Annotated in this window: 14 protein-coding genes; 11 read left to right on the top strand and 3 right to left on the bottom strand. The window is 38.3% G+C overall.

All coding sequences use genetic code 11. From position 1 onward, the window contains the following. The first annotated feature begins 145 nt into the window (after positions 1–145). The gene (locus IGK21_RS11465; RefSeq protein WP_088766002.1) at positions 146–2,017 is read left to right on the top strand and encodes a glycosyltransferase; all 1,872 of its coding nucleotides are present in this window, start codon (positions 146–148) and stop codon (positions 2,015–2,017) included. A 233-nt stretch (positions 2,018–2,250) separates the two neighbouring features. Here the strand turns inward: IGK21_RS11465 and IGK21_RS11460 are convergent, their stop codons facing one another. Continuing rightward, positions 2,251–3,129 (bottom strand): cation diffusion facilitator family transporter, encoded by an 879-nt coding sequence (locus IGK21_RS11460; protein ID WP_181915132.1) that lies wholly within the window; start codon positions 3,127–3,129, stop codon positions 2,251–2,253. A 294-nt stretch (positions 3,130–3,423) separates the two neighbouring features. On the opposite strand from IGK21_RS11460, the gene IGK21_RS11455 reads away from it, so the two are divergent. Next, a complete protein-coding gene (locus IGK21_RS11455) occupies positions 3,424–4,881 on the top strand; it encodes an NAD-dependent succinate-semialdehyde dehydrogenase (RefSeq protein ID WP_181915131.1) in 1,458 nt (485 codons plus the stop codon). Positions 4,882–4,956: 75 nt separating this feature from the next. On the opposite strand, the gene IGK21_RS11450 is transcribed toward IGK21_RS11455, so the two are convergent. After that, the gene (locus IGK21_RS11450) at positions 4,957–5,913 is read right to left on the bottom strand and encodes a glycosyltransferase family 2 protein (RefSeq protein ID WP_002317103.1); all 957 of its coding nucleotides are present in this window, start codon (positions 5,911–5,913) and stop codon (positions 4,957–4,959) included. Between the two features lie 171 nt (positions 5,914–6,084). After that, entirely contained in the window at positions 6,085–6,438 is a 354-nt protein-coding gene (locus IGK21_RS11445; protein WP_002317104.1) for a PepSY domain-containing protein, read from the bottom strand. Between the two features lie 198 nt (positions 6,439–6,636). On the opposite strand from IGK21_RS11445, the gene pepA reads away from it, so the two are divergent. The 9 genes from pepA to IGK21_RS11400 all read left to right on the top strand — a co-directional run bounded on the left by pepA (position 6,637) and on the right by IGK21_RS11400 (position 14,616). Then, the gene (gene pepA / locus IGK21_RS11440; protein WP_010720947.1) at positions 6,637–7,716 is read left to right on the top strand and encodes a glutamyl aminopeptidase; all 1,080 of its coding nucleotides are present in this window, start codon (positions 6,637–6,639) and stop codon (positions 7,714–7,716) included. Positions 7,717–7,993: 277 nt separating this feature from the next. Continuing rightward, a complete protein-coding gene (locus IGK21_RS11435) occupies positions 7,994–8,314 on the top strand; it encodes a thioredoxin family protein (RefSeq protein WP_002317106.1) in 321 nt (106 codons plus the stop codon). A gap of 29 nt (positions 8,315–8,343) precedes the next feature. Next, entirely contained in the window at positions 8,344–8,811 is a 468-nt protein-coding gene (locus IGK21_RS11430; protein WP_053766226.1) for a universal stress protein, read from the top strand. Between the two features lie 531 nt (positions 8,812–9,342). Beyond that, on the top strand, positions 9,343–10,083 hold the full coding sequence (locus IGK21_RS11425; protein ID WP_053766227.1) for a GntR family transcriptional regulator: 741 nt from the start codon (positions 9,343–9,345) through the stop codon (positions 10,081–10,083). A 162-nt stretch (positions 10,084–10,245) separates the two neighbouring features. After that, positions 10,246–10,743 (top strand): PTS system mannose/fructose/N-acetylgalactosamine-transporter subunit IIB, encoded by a 498-nt coding sequence (locus tag IGK21_RS11420; RefSeq protein ID WP_063627581.1) that lies wholly within the window; start codon positions 10,246–10,248, stop codon positions 10,741–10,743. 27 nt (positions 10,744–10,770) lie between these two features. Next, the gene (locus IGK21_RS11415; RefSeq protein ID WP_053766229.1) at positions 10,771–11,574 is read left to right on the top strand and encodes a PTS mannose/fructose/sorbose/N-acetylgalactosamine transporter subunit IIC; all 804 of its coding nucleotides are present in this window, start codon (positions 10,771–10,773) and stop codon (positions 11,572–11,574) included. Further along, entirely contained in the window at positions 11,575–12,402 is an 828-nt protein-coding gene (locus IGK21_RS11410) for a PTS system mannose/fructose/sorbose family transporter subunit IID (RefSeq protein WP_053766230.1), read from the top strand. It begins immediately after the preceding gene. 22 nt (positions 12,403–12,424) lie between these two features. After that, positions 12,425–12,844 (top strand): PTS sugar transporter subunit IIA, encoded by a 420-nt coding sequence (locus tag IGK21_RS11405; protein ID WP_053766231.1) that lies wholly within the window; start codon positions 12,425–12,427, stop codon positions 12,842–12,844. A 38-nt stretch (positions 12,845–12,882) separates the two neighbouring features. Then, positions 12,883–14,616: a class I mannose-6-phosphate isomerase gene (locus IGK21_RS11400; protein WP_063627580.1), complete on the top strand. Its 1,734-nt coding sequence runs from the start codon at positions 12,883–12,885 to the stop codon at positions 14,614–14,616.

Here is a 14,616-nt window from a genome sequence, read left to right as displayed (position 1 = left end):
GCCGTCTTTTACTACAGTCTTTTTGGTTACATAACTAACTAAATGATCTTAAAAAAACAGCTAAACGATCCCTGGAAACCGTTTACTAACTGTTTTTTATAATAACCATTATAATGTTTAATATAAACATAAAGGAGGAGATAATGTGGAATTGTACTATCTGACGGGGTTGTTTTTAATAATTATATTGTTGTATTTGTTGGCAAAAAAATATGATTTTGTCAAACAGCTTTTTTCAAAGATCACGATTACTTTTTTAGCTGTTTATTTGATATGGCGCTTGTTTTATACTATACCAATAGATAGTTCTGTTTCTTTAATATTTGGGATCATTCTTTACATTGCAGAATTTATCGGGTTATTTGTCTACGGTTTTTTTATTTACCTATTTTCGAATAAATTGTCAAATGAACATCTCTATGAGGCCTATGACGAGAGTTTTCAACCAAGTGTTGCGGCGTTTATTTGTACGTATAACGAAAATAGTAAATTAGTGATCGCCACGGCTTTGGCTGTCAAAGCGTTACGATATCCCAATAAAAAAATATATATTTGCGATGACGGTCATCGTGAGGAATTAAAAGAGATGGCAGAACGTTTTTCCATCGGTTATTTATCACGAGAGGGCAATGAGCATGCGAAAGCTGGCAACATCAACTATGCACTCTCACAAACGACTAGTGACCTCGTACTACTATTGGATGCAGATTTTATTGTCAAAAAAAATATCATTTTTGAAGCCGTTAATTATTTCAAAAATCCTAAAATGGCACTCGTTCAATATCCTCAAACCTTCTATAATAAAGATCCATTTCAGCTTTTAAGAAATTCCTTTTATAATGAGCAAGAATTATTTATGCGCTTTTTGGAGCCAGCTCTTTCTCGAGAAAATGCCCTGATCCATATCGGGACAAATGCAATTATTAGAAGAAGTGCTTTAGAAGAAATCGGAGGGGTTCCAACGAATAGTATTACAGAAGACATGGCGACAGGGATGTTGTTACAAAATGCCGGCTACGAGACCCTCTTTATCAACAAGGCTTATGCATTGGGAATTACCCCTTATACAGCGAAAGAACTAGCTTCCCAACGCTCGCGTTGGGCACAAGGTACGAAGCAGATTTTTGACCACTTCAAGCCACGAAAGTTAAAAGGATTGTCATTGATGCAAAAATTATGTTATTACAACTCTTATTTGTATTGGTTTACTTCTTTCCAGAAAATTATTTTTTTATTAGCTCCTACGCTGTTTATGGTTTTTGATATTTTTATTGTAAGAAGTAACAACCATCAATTGTTACTATTCTTTTTACCGCCGTTTGTTATGATCACCTTATCCTTTAGGTTATACGTGCCTAAAATAAGAAATCTAACGAGTTCTCACATTTATGACTGCTTTGTGGCACCGATCCACACAGGAGCATTATTAAAAGAATTTTTCAAACCACAAAAGAAATTCAACGTAACGAAAAAAGAAATTGTCGGGAGTAACGCATTTGATTGGCGTACGGTGTTTCCGCATATCGTTCTTTTTTGCTGGATTCTTTTTGCTTGTATCATTGCTCTTTACCGATTGATTCGTGGGGAAGGCTATGAATTTGGTTATATTGTTACGTTAGTATGGTCAGTCTATAATCTTTATGGCTTGTTTTATGCCATCACGATCGGTAAAAACCGAGATATCGAAAGTGACAGTGAAGCATTAAGTATTACAGTCAATCGTCAGTTATCCTATGATTCGAAAATTTTTGAGATGTATCAAATGAGTTTTAATGGCTTTCGGATCAGAACTGGCGGGGAATCATTCATTCCGGGAGAAAACTATATGTTTGTTGATCAACAACAAGGGTTGCAGATTACTTCAGTGTGTCGAGAAACACAGGAAGCTTACACCACTTTCTCATTTGAAGATTTGACCCCACAATCAGCGGAAGAACTAGCAAGTTATTATAGTGACCAGCTGAATGCTGCCAAACAACTAGAATTTGATATGGAAGATGATTTAGTAGAAAGCTAAAAAAGAAGAAAATGGGACTGAAGAATCAATTTTTGATTCATCAGTCCCATAAATTATAGAGCCAGTCTCTTCTAGTATCTCTAAAAACGAATAAACGGTGAGACAAAAGTAGCATCTTCGGAAATAAGCCGAAATTTACCAAAAATTTGAGAAGCAATTTTCGGAAATTCCTTCTTATTTCTTGATGCTGAACACTTTTGTCTCAACCTCTTTTTTCATTTTTTATCAGCTATTCAAGACTTCTCCACAGGCTCGACATGAACGTCCGTTTCGTGAACTTGAAATTGCTCAAATAACGTGTGTTCGATCAAATCAGAAATATCATGACTTTCTTTGACTGTCAAATTAGGGTCCATGGTAACAGTGATATCTACATAGGTATTTGAACCATAAGTACGCCCTTTGATACTCTTCACGCTTTGGACTTCAGGGATATTATTGACTGTTTGTTTGTAGCGCTCTAATTTTTGTTGGTCAAAGCCATCAGATAGAGAAAAGGAGCTTTCTCTAAAGATATCAACCGCTGTTTTTAAAATCAATAAACCCACAATGATTGCAGCGGCACTGTCCAACCAACCCAAATTGAAGGAGGCCGCAAACACTGCCACGGCTGTACCGATACTTGTCCACGCGTCACTAAGATTGTCTTTCGCAGCAGCTAGTAAACCAGGACTGTTGACTTTCGTGGCTAATTTTTTATTAAAGAGATAAACCCCGTACATGATCAGCGCTGAGACAATCCCGACAATGGCTGCGGTCATGTCAGGTGATTCCATTTTTTGATCAGTAATTGAGAGAATCGAAGAATACAAGACTTCCAGACCAACTAATAACATAATAAACGAAGTGATTAAACTCGCAATATTTTCGGCTTTCCAGTGACCATAACGGTGTTCAGTGTCCGCAGGTTTGCGTGAGATTCTCAAACCAATCAATACAGCAACCGAAGCTAGGATATCCGTAAAATTGTTTAAGCCATCGGCTCTTAATGCTTCAGAATTTGCGAGATTCCCGATAGTCAACTTCAGTATCGAGACTACGATATAAGCGACAATACTGATGATTGCACCTAATTCTGCTTGTTTCAATTGTTTATATCTGTCTTTGTTCACACATTTTCACTCCAACATAAAGTATTTTATTATCTTATAATATTTTCGAATAAAAACACTAAAAGTGTGGAAAATATAATGGTTTTGGATAGGCGAAATTTGGAACTATCCCGAGCTTAACTGAATCGATAGGAGCAGCGAATCAAAGAGGATCAGCTATGATGGCACCTGCAGTAGATTCAGAAATCAGCTAAAAACAAAAAGCAGGAAAGTCATCTGATGCGTATGCTTTGAGCTTTAAATTTAACCGTGTTAGGGTAGATTTGTACCGAATAAGAAGGAGGAAAGAGACACATGGCAAAAAGAGATTTACCAAAAGTCGAAACTCGTCTTTATATCAATGGCAAATGGCAGACAGGAACAGAAGGTACCTTCGAGGTGATCAACCCTGCAACAGGTGAAACCTTAGCGAATGTTCAAAAAGGTGGAGAAAGTGAAACACACGAAGCAATCAAAGCCGCTAAGAAAGCATTTGAAGAGTGGTCAAAAACTTCTCCTGCTCAACGGGCAAAATTAATGAACAAGATGGCAGATCTAGTGGAAGAAGACAGTGAACGTTTAGCTACGATCATGACGATGGAACAAGGAAAGCCATTCAAGCAAGCTGCTTCAGAAATCAACACGAACGTTGAAAATTTACGGTGGAATGCTGCCGAAGGGCAAAGAATCTTAGGCGAGATCATTCCTTCTCCGGCAACCAATGAATGGCAAGTACGTAAAGAACCAGTTGGAGTAGTAGGTGCAATCACTCCTTGGAACTTTCCATCCAATATGATTATCCGCAAGATATCTCCAGCAATCGCGGCTGGCTGCACGGTTATCTTAAAACCAGCAAAAGCGACACCGCTTTCTGCATTGGCGTTAATGGAGCTTTTTGATCAAGCTGGCTTTCCTCCAGGGGTCGTCAATATCGTGACTGGAGACTCCTCAACGATCGGTAAAATTCTAACCGAATCAGAAGACGTGCAAAAAATCACTTTCACTGGTTCGACAGAAGTAGGTCAAATCTTAAATAAACAAGCAGCATCAACGTTGAAAAAAGTTTCCATGGAACTAGGCGGACATGCGCCGTTGATTATTTTTCCAGATGCAGATTTAGAATTAGCAACGGATCAATTGATCAAAACAAAATTCATCAATAACGGACAAGTATGTACGTCGCCTAATCGAATTTTTCTTCATGAAGCAATCAAAGAAGAAGCTACGAAATTGATCGTCGAAAAAATCAAACAAGTATCCGTTGGTAATGGCTTAGATGATCCAACGACAGGTCCTTTGATTAATCAAGAAGGTGTAGAAAAGGTAGAAGAACAAATCAAAGATGCCGTAGATAAAGGAGCCAAGATTTTAGCAGGTGGGCAACGACTGACAGAAGGCGAGTATGCGCATGGTTATTTCTTTGAACCCACTGTTTTGGATGGTGTCACGAAGGAAATGGACATCTTTTATCAAGAAACCTTTGGACCAGTGATTCCGTTGATTGCTTTTAAGGAAGAAGAGGAAGTGATCAAAGACGCCAATGATACCATCTTTGGGTTAGCTTCTTACTTCTTCGCAACGAATATCCACACGATCGCGAATGTTAGCCAAAAACTCCAATATGGGATAGTCGGTGTCAATGATACAGCTATTTCAAATTCAGCTACGCCATTTGGAGGGGTCAAGCATTCAGGCTTTGGTCGGGAAAATGGAACTTACGGTGTGGAAGAATATGTAGTAGCGAAGTTTGTGACGATTCGGACAGCTAAATAACTAGCGTATCAAAAAGCAAAAAAATAACCAAAGAAGCTAGATTCTTCCCAGCTAGTTTCTTTGGTTATTTCTACGTTATTTCTGTTGTTCTTGCTTTCGACATTCATGATAGACATGATAGAGATTTAGTTCATATTCTTTTTTGGCATTCGTTACAACAGTATCTAAAATCAACCCAGTAACTAATGAAAGTAAGGCAAGGATCATCAATCCGGTACTTAAAATAGCAGAAGGTACCCGTGTGATAAAGTGAGTCAGCATATACTCTCGGATCACTGGAACACCGGCAAATAAGCCGAATACAAAAAAGAAAAAGGTCCAGATGCCAAAAAACATCAATGGTTTGTAGTCTTTCCACATTTTAACGATCATCATGATCACTTTAAATCCATCAGAAAATGTATTCAGTTTCGATTCACTGCCTTCTGGACGGTCTCGGTAATCGATCGGCAATTCGACCAATTTGAATTTTTTGTCTAAGGCATGGATCGTCAGCTCAGTTTCGATTTGGAATCCGGAACTCATGATCGGGAAACTTTTGACAAAAATACGATTAAATCCTCGATAGCCTGTCATGACGTCTCGTATTTTTGTTTTATATAATCGTGTGATTGTGTTTTTCACTAAATTATTCCCAAAATCATGAAACGGACGTTTGTTTTCGTCAAAGTAAGTCCCATTTGAAAGTCGGTCACCAATTACCATATCCGCTTCACCTGAGCGAAGTTTATCCAGTAATCCATGCACCGCTTCGGCAGGATAGGTATCATCACCATCCACCATGAGATAGTAATCTGCATCAATATCAAAAAACATTTGCCGAATGACGTTTCCTTTCCCTTGTCTTGGTTCTTTTTTGACGATTGCCCCACACGCCACGGCAAGTTCATAGGTGGTGTCAGTCGAATTGTTGTCATATACGTAAATCTCTGCTTCCGGTAATTCTCGTCTAAAGTCTGCAATGACTGTTGAAATCGTCGCTTCTTCATTATAACAAGGAATCAGAACAGCAATTTTCTCTTGTTGTTCCATTTTTCACTCTCCTTAAATCATAGAAAACAAAATCTCTATTAAGAATACTGTATCAAATTCTTAAATGCTAGTACCTAGAGAGAATTTTCACTTCTTTTTGTTTCTATTGTAAAAAGCCCCGTATAAAACCACTATTTTTATGTTAATGGTGATGGCTGAGGCTTCGCTTTATTAAATCAATTCATTCTTTTTTCTTGAAATCTCTAACACGGTGCCGGTATACGCATCCGCTAAAAATTCGTAGCAAATGATTTCGCCATCTTCCAGGCGGGAAATCCCTCCACGATAAGCTTTGGAATGGATCGCAAATTTTCTAGTCGGTTCTTTTTCAAATGAGATCCAAGACCCCTCGATGGAGCCTTCTTTTAAGAATGATTCTTTGACTTGTTCTAAGACTTGATCGGCTGATAACGTTTTCTTACGTTGATACAAAACCATTGAAGTGATGCCACTGATTAAACCAAGTCCGATACCTATAGCAAGACCGTTTTTAAAATTATTTGACTCACATTCTTCAGAATACATACGTCTTACCTCCTTCTTTGTCCAAAAAGATTATCTTCATTTATTCTACCATACTCTGTGTTTTTCTTAGAAATAAATAACCGCTATCAATTAAAATAAGCTATAATAAATGTGAGTGATTGACTAAGAGCAATACAAATTAGTCAGTCAACTATAAATTTGAGAGGAGCATAGTCTGAATCTTAGGCGAACTTTATTATGGATGAAAAAACATTTCAACGAATCAAAGAGTTAACAGAACTTCAAGGAACAAGTGGTTTTGAACAAGACATTCGTGCGTATATGGAAGCGCACATGGAACCCTTAGTGGACGAATTACAACTAGATGGTTTAGGTGGAATCTTTGGCTTACGCCAACATGAAGAGGCAGATGCCCCACGTGTGATGGTTGCAGCTCATATGGATGAAGTAGGATTTATGCTAACCCAAATCCAGGACAACGGTTTATTCAAAGTTGTACCTTTAGGTGGCTGGAATCCGTATGTGGTTTCTGCTCAACGCTACACATTGAAGACTTCTTCTGGCAAAAATTACCCATGTATTTCTTCTTCTGTTCCACCACATTTATTACGTGGAACAAGCGGTCAAAAATCAGTGGAAGTGACAGATATCTTATTTGATGCTGGTTTTGAATCACGTGAAGAAGCAATGAGCTTTGGCGTATTGCCAGGCGATACGATCGTACCATTCGCTGAAACCATCAAAACGGCTAATGGCAAAAATATTATCAGTAAATCATGGGATAACCGCTATGGTTGTACAATGGTGTTAGAAGCGCTAGAAGCGCTGCAAAATGAAAAACTAGGTCATACATTGATCGCAGGAGCAAACGTGCAAGAAGAAGTTGGTTTACGTGGGTCAAAAGCTTCTGTCAACAAATTCAAACCTGATCTATTCTTTGCAGTCGATTGCTCAGCAGCAGACGATACGGTAACGAAAAAAGGGACATTCGGACATCTAGGTGAAGGAACGTTGATGCGTATCCAAGACCCAGGATTGATCATGTTACCACGCTTGCGTGAATACTTATTAGACGTGGCTGAAACAAACAACATTCCATATCAATACTTTGTCTCAAAAGGCGGCACAGATGCAGGTGCGGCACATACGCAAAACGAAGGAATCCCAAGTACGGTGATCGGAGTCGTAGGACGCTACATTCATACACATCAAACAATGTTTAGCATTCGTGACTTTGAAGCAGCAAGAGAGATGTTGATCCAAACATTAAAAGGATTAGACAAATCGACTGTCAATACGATCGTTTACGGAAAATAAGAATATATCCTTTAAACGAAGTGAAACGAGAACCATGGATCGTGGAACAGAGATAAGCGAAGGATAGTATAAATAGTTAAGAAGAGGCTGAGACAAGTTTTGTCCCGGTCTCTTCTTGTTTTGTCGTCAGTCAGTAAATACGGGGGAAATCGGTGAATCGTTTTTTTTTGGTTGAAGCATCTGAATTTTTTGAATACAAAAGTGAGGACTGGTTAGGAGTTGGTGACTTTTAAAGAAAGGTGTATAATTTAAATATAAGAAGAAAAGAGGGACAGCAATGATTATTCCAGAAAACTTAGAAGAATTAGCAGGTTACGTTGAAAAAGGGAACAGTGTCTTTTTCTTTACCGCAGATTGGTGTGGCGATTGTCGCTTTATCAAGCCTCAAATGCCAGAAATAGAAAATGATTTTGCCGCATGGCGTTTTATTGAAGTCGATCGTGACAAATACATAGATGTAGCCGCTGAGTGGAACATTTTTGGAATCCCAAGTTTTGTAGTGATCAAAGACGGTAAAGAATTAGGTCGTCTAGTGAATAAAGATCGGAAAACAAAACAAGAAATCGAGGATTTTTTAAATCGTGTGACGAACGGCTAACATCTGGATATTTGTTAGGAGGGATCAGGATGGAACAAGAATATAAAAATATTTTGGTCGGGATCGATGGAAGTGAGCAAGCACTTTCTGCCTTTAAAAAAGCAGTTGAGGTTGCTCGAAGAAACGACGGAACCGTCTATGTAGCAAATGTGATCGACCAACAATTTTATAATTTCATGGGCTATGTCCCAATAGATCAAACGCTAGTTGACCAACAAACAGAAGCAGCGAAACAAATGATCGAAGACTGCAAAGCTTATGGAAAAACAGTTGACTATCAAAAAATCGAAGGAATCGTCGCTTATGGTTCTGTTAGAGAATCAATGGCAGTCAACTTACCAAAAAAATATGCGATCGATTTGATCATGGTCGGTCAATCAGGATTAAATGCGGTTGAACGATTTATGACAGGTAGTGTTTCCAGCTATGTCATCCGCCGAGCACCATGTGATGTCTTGATTGTCTCTGATGAAGTGGAAAAAACAGAAAATAATTAGTCATGAATCAAGTGAGAGTAGGACAACTGGCTGATGTGTGCTCCAAAAGTTGTACGTGAAAACGACAAGTTTTGCAAGTTTTAGGTGGGCTCACAGCTTGTCCTAGTCTCATTTTTAAAATTCCATGATTAGTTAAGGGGAAAATAAGTATCGTATGCCATGCCAATTAACCCTGAGTTTCAAGTTTTTTGGTACAATGGCAGAGTCTATAAGAAATGATAGTAAGTAATGGTAGCATTGACACAATCAGGCCTAATAGGGGTGCTGGAATATAACGGAATCATAACGAAAAAGATCAGTCATTGCCAAATTGTGAAACACGCTTCCTCAAAAAGTTTTGTGTTTTGGTGATAGAAAGACCAGATCTGGATAAAGAGCTAACTGGCGAATTTCTTGAAACGACAACGCCTTTTATGGGGTGGGAAAACTAGTCAAAAGGATTTTTTTCCAAATTTTCTTTTTTCTTATTGCTTTTTAAAGCGCTTTCTTGTATTATTGTTATAACAATAGAACAATGATGGAGGTGAAAAAATGAAGAAACAGCTTTTCAAAGACAGTGGGAGTTCACCACTATATAGCCAAATCTCGGAAGATCTGCGGTTTAAGATCTCATCGGGAGAATGGGCAGAAGGAGAAAAAATACCTGCTGAGCTTGAACTGTGCGAGATTTATAATGTTAGCCGAATCACGATTAGAAAAGCGATCGATGAACTAGTACGTGCCGGTTATCTATACCGTGAACGAGCGAAAGGAACATTTGTATTAACAAATGACCACTCGGATGAAAAACAACATTATACGATGGTTCGAAGCTTTACTAAAGAGATGGAAGAGTTAGGAAAGCAAGCAAAAACACTTTATGCAAAAGTGGACTTGATTTCAGCCACGGATAAGATGGCAAAACAACTATCTATCGAAAAAGGATCAAAAGTCTTGCAACTTCGAAGGATTCGCGGTACCTCAGAAGGGGAAGCTTTCGCCTATTTCGTCACACATATCCCGTATATCTATGATTTTTCGTTGGATAGCGACGATTATTATGACTCATTCTATAATTATTTGAAAACATTCGGCATCCTTATTAATGACAGTCGAGAATACGTCGAAGCGATTGCTGCAACGCCTGAACTACAGGCCGTTCTTGATATTGAAAAAGGAACGCCTATCTTGAAACGTGTTAGAATGACTGCGGAAAGAGACGGCCATTTTAAAGAAATCAGTGATTGTTACTACATTGGTGATAAATACCGTTACTATGTCGAACTGAATTGAATAAGCAAAAAACGGGAAACTTTTCTGGTAATAAGCCTTACATTTCATCAGTTTTACCAGAAAAGTATACCGGAAATTAACAAATAGCAAGCATGATTATTTTTAGAAATAAAAAATAGTTTGTAATGTCATAACATAATAACAATAGAGGAGTTGGAGAAAATGGCAATATCATTTATTAGAGTAGACGATCGAATTATTCATGGACAAGTGGTAACAAGATGGATGAGTGAAAGAAAATGTGACGGTGTCATCGCGGTCGATGATCCTTCAGCAAATAATCCAGTTTTATCTAAAGTACTGAAAGCAGCAGTCCCAAAACCGTTAAAAGGATTTGTCATGACTGTTGATAAAACAGGACAGAAATGGGAAGAGATCGCAAAAAGCAAGAAAAACTATTTCCTGATCGTCAAAACACCAGAAACACTTGTAAAACTTTATGAAAACGGTTCAGATTTTATTTCTCTTTGTCCACAGTTGAATGTTGGTCCAATGAGTGCCCGAGAAAATGCGCAAAAAATTGGTCCCAATGCAGCAGTGACGCCAGAAGAAATTGCTGCCTTTGAGAAATTAGATTCTTTAGGTATGGAAATTGAATTTAAGCTAGTCCCAGATTCAAAAGGAACATCATGGAAAGAAGTAAGTAAAGAAATAAACTAATAAATTTTGTAAACAGGGGGGAGAAATATGTTATTTTTTCAAGCATCAATGATTGCGATCCTATGTTATTTGGGCGCTTTGAGTACACCTTGGCTGTTCGGTGTTACCGGTGGTTGGTATACGTTGACACGACCATTGGTTTCAGGTTTCTTAGTTGGAATGATTTTAGGAGATGTTAAACAAGGAATTATTATTGGTATTGCTGTTCAAGCTGTTTATATCGCATTGGTTACACCAGGTGGGCAAATGCCAGCTGATTTAAATTTCGTGGCTTATCCAGCCATTGCGTTAGCGATTTTATCACGTTCTTCGACAGAAGTAGCAGTGACAATGGCAACCACAATTGGTGTAATTGGAACGATCGTTTTCAATTTTTATCAAGTAGCAAACTCTTTTTGGAACCACAGAGCGGAAAAAGCGATAGAAGAAAAAGATAATCGGGGCTTTTTTGTCAATACGGTTGTCGGACCACAAATTCTCAACTTTGCATTGCGAGCAATCCCATGTTTCTTAGTGGTTTACTTTGGTTCTTCCTTTGCTTCCCAACTGTTGGCAAGTATGCCACAATATTTGATCGATGTGATGAGTGTTCTAGGCGGAGCGCTACCAGCGATTGGGATCGTAATGCTTTTGACAGCTGTTGTAAAAGAAAACATCTTATTACTCTTCTTTGTATTCGGTTTCATCTGTGTTGTGTTTTTGAAATTGAATATGATTGCTTTGGCAGTGGTTGCGGGTGTCGTAGCGTATATCTATTATCAAGCAATTTCAAACAATAATGGCAGTGAAGCCATGGCAGCGGATGGCGGATATGAAGAGGAGGAATTTTAAATGGAAAAGCAGACCTATCAATTATTAGATAAAAAAACACTAAACAAAGCCTATGTAAGATGGATGATGTACAATCTGGTCGCAATGAGTTTCGAATTTCTGGCAGCTTTCGGGTTTGCTTATTCGATGGAGCCTATTGCAGAAAAACTATACAAAAATCATCCTGAAGAAAAGAAAGCATTACTTAAAAGACACTCTGCTTTTTATAATACAGAACCACAAGTAGGCGCATTGATCAATGGTGTGGTGTGTGGATTAGAGGAACAACGAGCGTTGGGAGCAGAAGAAATCGATGATGGATTTATTAACGGCTTGAAAGTCGGTTTGATGGGACCAGTCGCAGGTATTGGAGATTCCATGATTCCAGGAATGCTGATTCCCATTTTATTATCAATAGGAATGGGGCTAGGTGCTGGCGGAAATATCCTTGGTCCGATTTTCTACATTGTTTCTTTCAATGCAATTATTATCGCAGGAACACGCTTTTTATTTTTTAAAGGCTATGAATTAGGGGCCGAATCTGTCGATGTATTCGTAGGAAAAAAAGCCCAACAGATCACTCAAGCATTTTCTGTTCTTGGCGTAATCGTGATCGGTGGTGTTGCGGCTAGTTATGTGAAATTAGAGTTGCCGATCGTCATCAAAATGAGTGAAGCGTCTATTGACATTCAAAGTTTGATTGATGGGATCTTCCCAAGTCTGCTTCCATTATTACTAGTTATTCTTTCTTGGTTTTTGATGGCTAAAAAAGGAGTATCGCCACTGAAACTGATTGGCTTATACTTTTTAGTTTCTTTTATCGGCGTAGGCATCGCACAATTCTTTTAATACTTGGTAAAGGGATGATGAAATGAAAATCAATGTTTTATTAGTTAGCCATTCTGGACTTGCGGAAGGAATGAAAAAAGCAACCGAATTTATTGCGGGTGAACAAGCAAACTTTTATGCTGTGGAATTAAATGCAGATGGGATCGAGAATTACCGTAAATTAATCAAGAAGACAATCCATCAAGCAAAGAAAACAACAGAATGGATCATCATTAGTGATATACCTTCTGGATCGCCTGGAGCAAATGCATTAGACATTGCCGTGTCTGAAAATTTATTGTTCAAGATGTACTCTGGGATGAATTTAGCAATGGTTCTAGATACAATTTTGTCTAGGGAAAATAAAACCAGCGAAGAACTCGCTCAGGATGCGATCAAAACGGGGCAAGAAAGTATTGTCGATATGTTGGTCGAGGAAGAGAATGAGGAAGAGTTTTTCTGATTTAATGTTATGACAATATGACAAAAAGGAGAGACAACATGGCTTATAATTTGAAACCAGAAACAACGATTAAAAATTATTCAGACACTTGGGAAGGCTATGAGTCAATTTTTAAACAATTGCGAAAAAACAGTACAGACAATACAGAGCAACGGATAGTTATCGAGTGCTATCCAGGAGTTGATCTTGATGAAATAGAAGACGCTCTTAGAAAAGAATGTCATGATTATTTGCTGATCCGATCAGATGACTATGCTTATGATGCAGAAACAGTGACGGAAATGATTCAAAAGACATTAACTGAGGATCGCGTTTTTGGCGTGATGTCCCATGCAGAATTGACCGAGTTTTTCCCGAGCTATGAACGGGAAAAATTACAAAAAAAGATAGCAAACACAAAACAACCTGTGATTGTATATGGAACAGGAGCTTCTCTTTTAGTAGAAGAACCAACAACTTTAGTTTATGCAGATTTAACTAGATGGGAGATCCAACTGCGTTTCAGAAAAGGGATGCCCAACTGGCGAGGAGCCAATGAAGAAGAGGATGCATTGAGAAAATTCAAACGGGGTTATTTTTTTGAATGGAGAATGGCAGATCGGTTGAAACAAAAATTATACAATGATATTGATTTTCTTTTAGATACCAATAAAAAAAATGAACCAAAAATGGTTTCAGGAAAAGATTATCGTCAAGCCTTATCTGAGGTAGTCTCCCAGCCATTTCGGTTAGTTCCTTATTTTGATGCGAGCGTTTGGGGTGGCCAGTGGATGAAAGAGCAGTTTAATCTGGATCCTTCCGCTGAGAATTATGGATGGGCGTTTGACGGCGTTCCAGAAGAAAACAGTTTACTTTTGCGTTTTGGGGCTACGGTAATCGAGATACCTGCGATCAATGCAGTTCACCAATTTCCAGACGAATTGCTTGGGAAAAAGGTGCGGGCCCGTTTTGGAAAAGAATTTCCAATCCGCTTTGACTATCTAGATACTGTGGGTGGAGGAAATCTCAGTCTGCAAGTTCATCCAATGGTCGAGTACATCCAAGAAAAATTTGGAATGCATTATACTCAAAATGAAAGCTATTATATACTTGATGCCAATGAACGATCAACGATTTATTTAGGTGTCAAAGAAGGGATCAGTAAAAATGAATTATTTGCAGATCTTAAAAAAGCAGCAACAGGTGATTTTCGCTTTCCAGATGAAAAATATATCAATTGTTTCCCAGTAAAAAAACATGACCATTATTCGATTCCTTCTGGGACGATTCATTGTGGCGGACCAGAGACAGTTGTATTAGAAATTAGCCAAACACCCTATATCTTTACCTTTAAATTATGGGATTGGGAACGTGTCGGACTAGATGGGATACCACGTCCTGTCCATTTAAAACACGGGGAAAAAAATGTCCAAATTGATTATGACACTAATTGGGTAAAAGAAAACTTGATCAATCAAATCGAAGTGATCGAAGAAACCGACAATAGCATAATCGAAAAGACTGGGTTGAACGAGCTGGAATTGATTGAGACGCGAAGATATTGGTTTTCAGATATGGTAGAAGTTAAAACCAAGGAAAGTGTTAATATGCTGAACTTAGTGGAGGGAGAAAAAATTACCGTTGAAAGTCTGACGGGAGCCTTTGAACCTTTCAATGTCAATTATGGAGAAACATTTATTGTTCCAGAACAACTAAAAGAATACAAACTGGTCAATCAAGGAGACCCTACTAAAAAAGTGGCTGTGATCCAAGCATTTATCCGAGGATTATAA

Origin of the sequence: Enterococcus sp. DIV1421a (genome assembly GCF_051711025.1) — a bacterium.
Lineage (GTDB): Bacteria > Bacillota > Bacilli > Lactobacillales > Enterococcaceae > Enterococcus_B > Enterococcus_B hirae.
This window is presented reverse-complemented; position numbering and strand designations above follow the sequence as displayed.

Coding starts and splice junctions, on each gene's coding strand:
- IGK21_RS11420 (WP_063627581.1), top strand. CDS start 10,246: ATGGCAATATCATTTATTAGAGTAGACGATCGAATTATTCATGGACAA.
- IGK21_RS11455 (WP_181915131.1), top strand. CDS start 3,424: ATGGCAAAAAGAGATTTACCAAAAGTCGAAACTCGTCTTTATATCAAT.
- IGK21_RS11425 (WP_053766227.1), top strand. CDS start 9,343: ATGAAGAAACAGCTTTTCAAAGACAGTGGGAGTTCACCACTATATAGC.
- IGK21_RS11415 (WP_053766229.1), top strand. CDS start 10,771: ATGTTATTTTTTCAAGCATCAATGATTGCGATCCTATGTTATTTGGGC.
- IGK21_RS11450 (WP_002317103.1), bottom strand. CDS start 5,913: ATGGAACAACAAGAGAAAATTGCTGTTCTGATTCCTTGTTATAATGAA.
- IGK21_RS11445 (WP_002317104.1), bottom strand. CDS start 6,438: ATGTATTCTGAAGAATGTGAGTCAAATAATTTTAAAAACGGTCTTGCT.
- IGK21_RS11405 (WP_053766231.1), top strand. CDS start 12,425: ATGAAAATCAATGTTTTATTAGTTAGCCATTCTGGACTTGCGGAAGGA.
- IGK21_RS11400 (WP_063627580.1), top strand. CDS start 12,883: ATGGCTTATAATTTGAAACCAGAAACAACGATTAAAAATTATTCAGAC.
- IGK21_RS11430 (WP_053766226.1), top strand. CDS start 8,344: ATGGAACAAGAATATAAAAATATTTTGGTCGGGATCGATGGAAGTGAG.
- IGK21_RS11435 (WP_002317106.1), top strand. CDS start 7,994: ATGATTATTCCAGAAAACTTAGAAGAATTAGCAGGTTACGTTGAAAAA.
- IGK21_RS11410 (WP_053766230.1), top strand. CDS start 11,575: ATGGAAAAGCAGACCTATCAATTATTAGATAAAAAAACACTAAACAAA.
- pepA (WP_010720947.1), top strand. CDS start 6,637: ATGGATGAAAAAACATTTCAACGAATCAAAGAGTTAACAGAACTTCAA.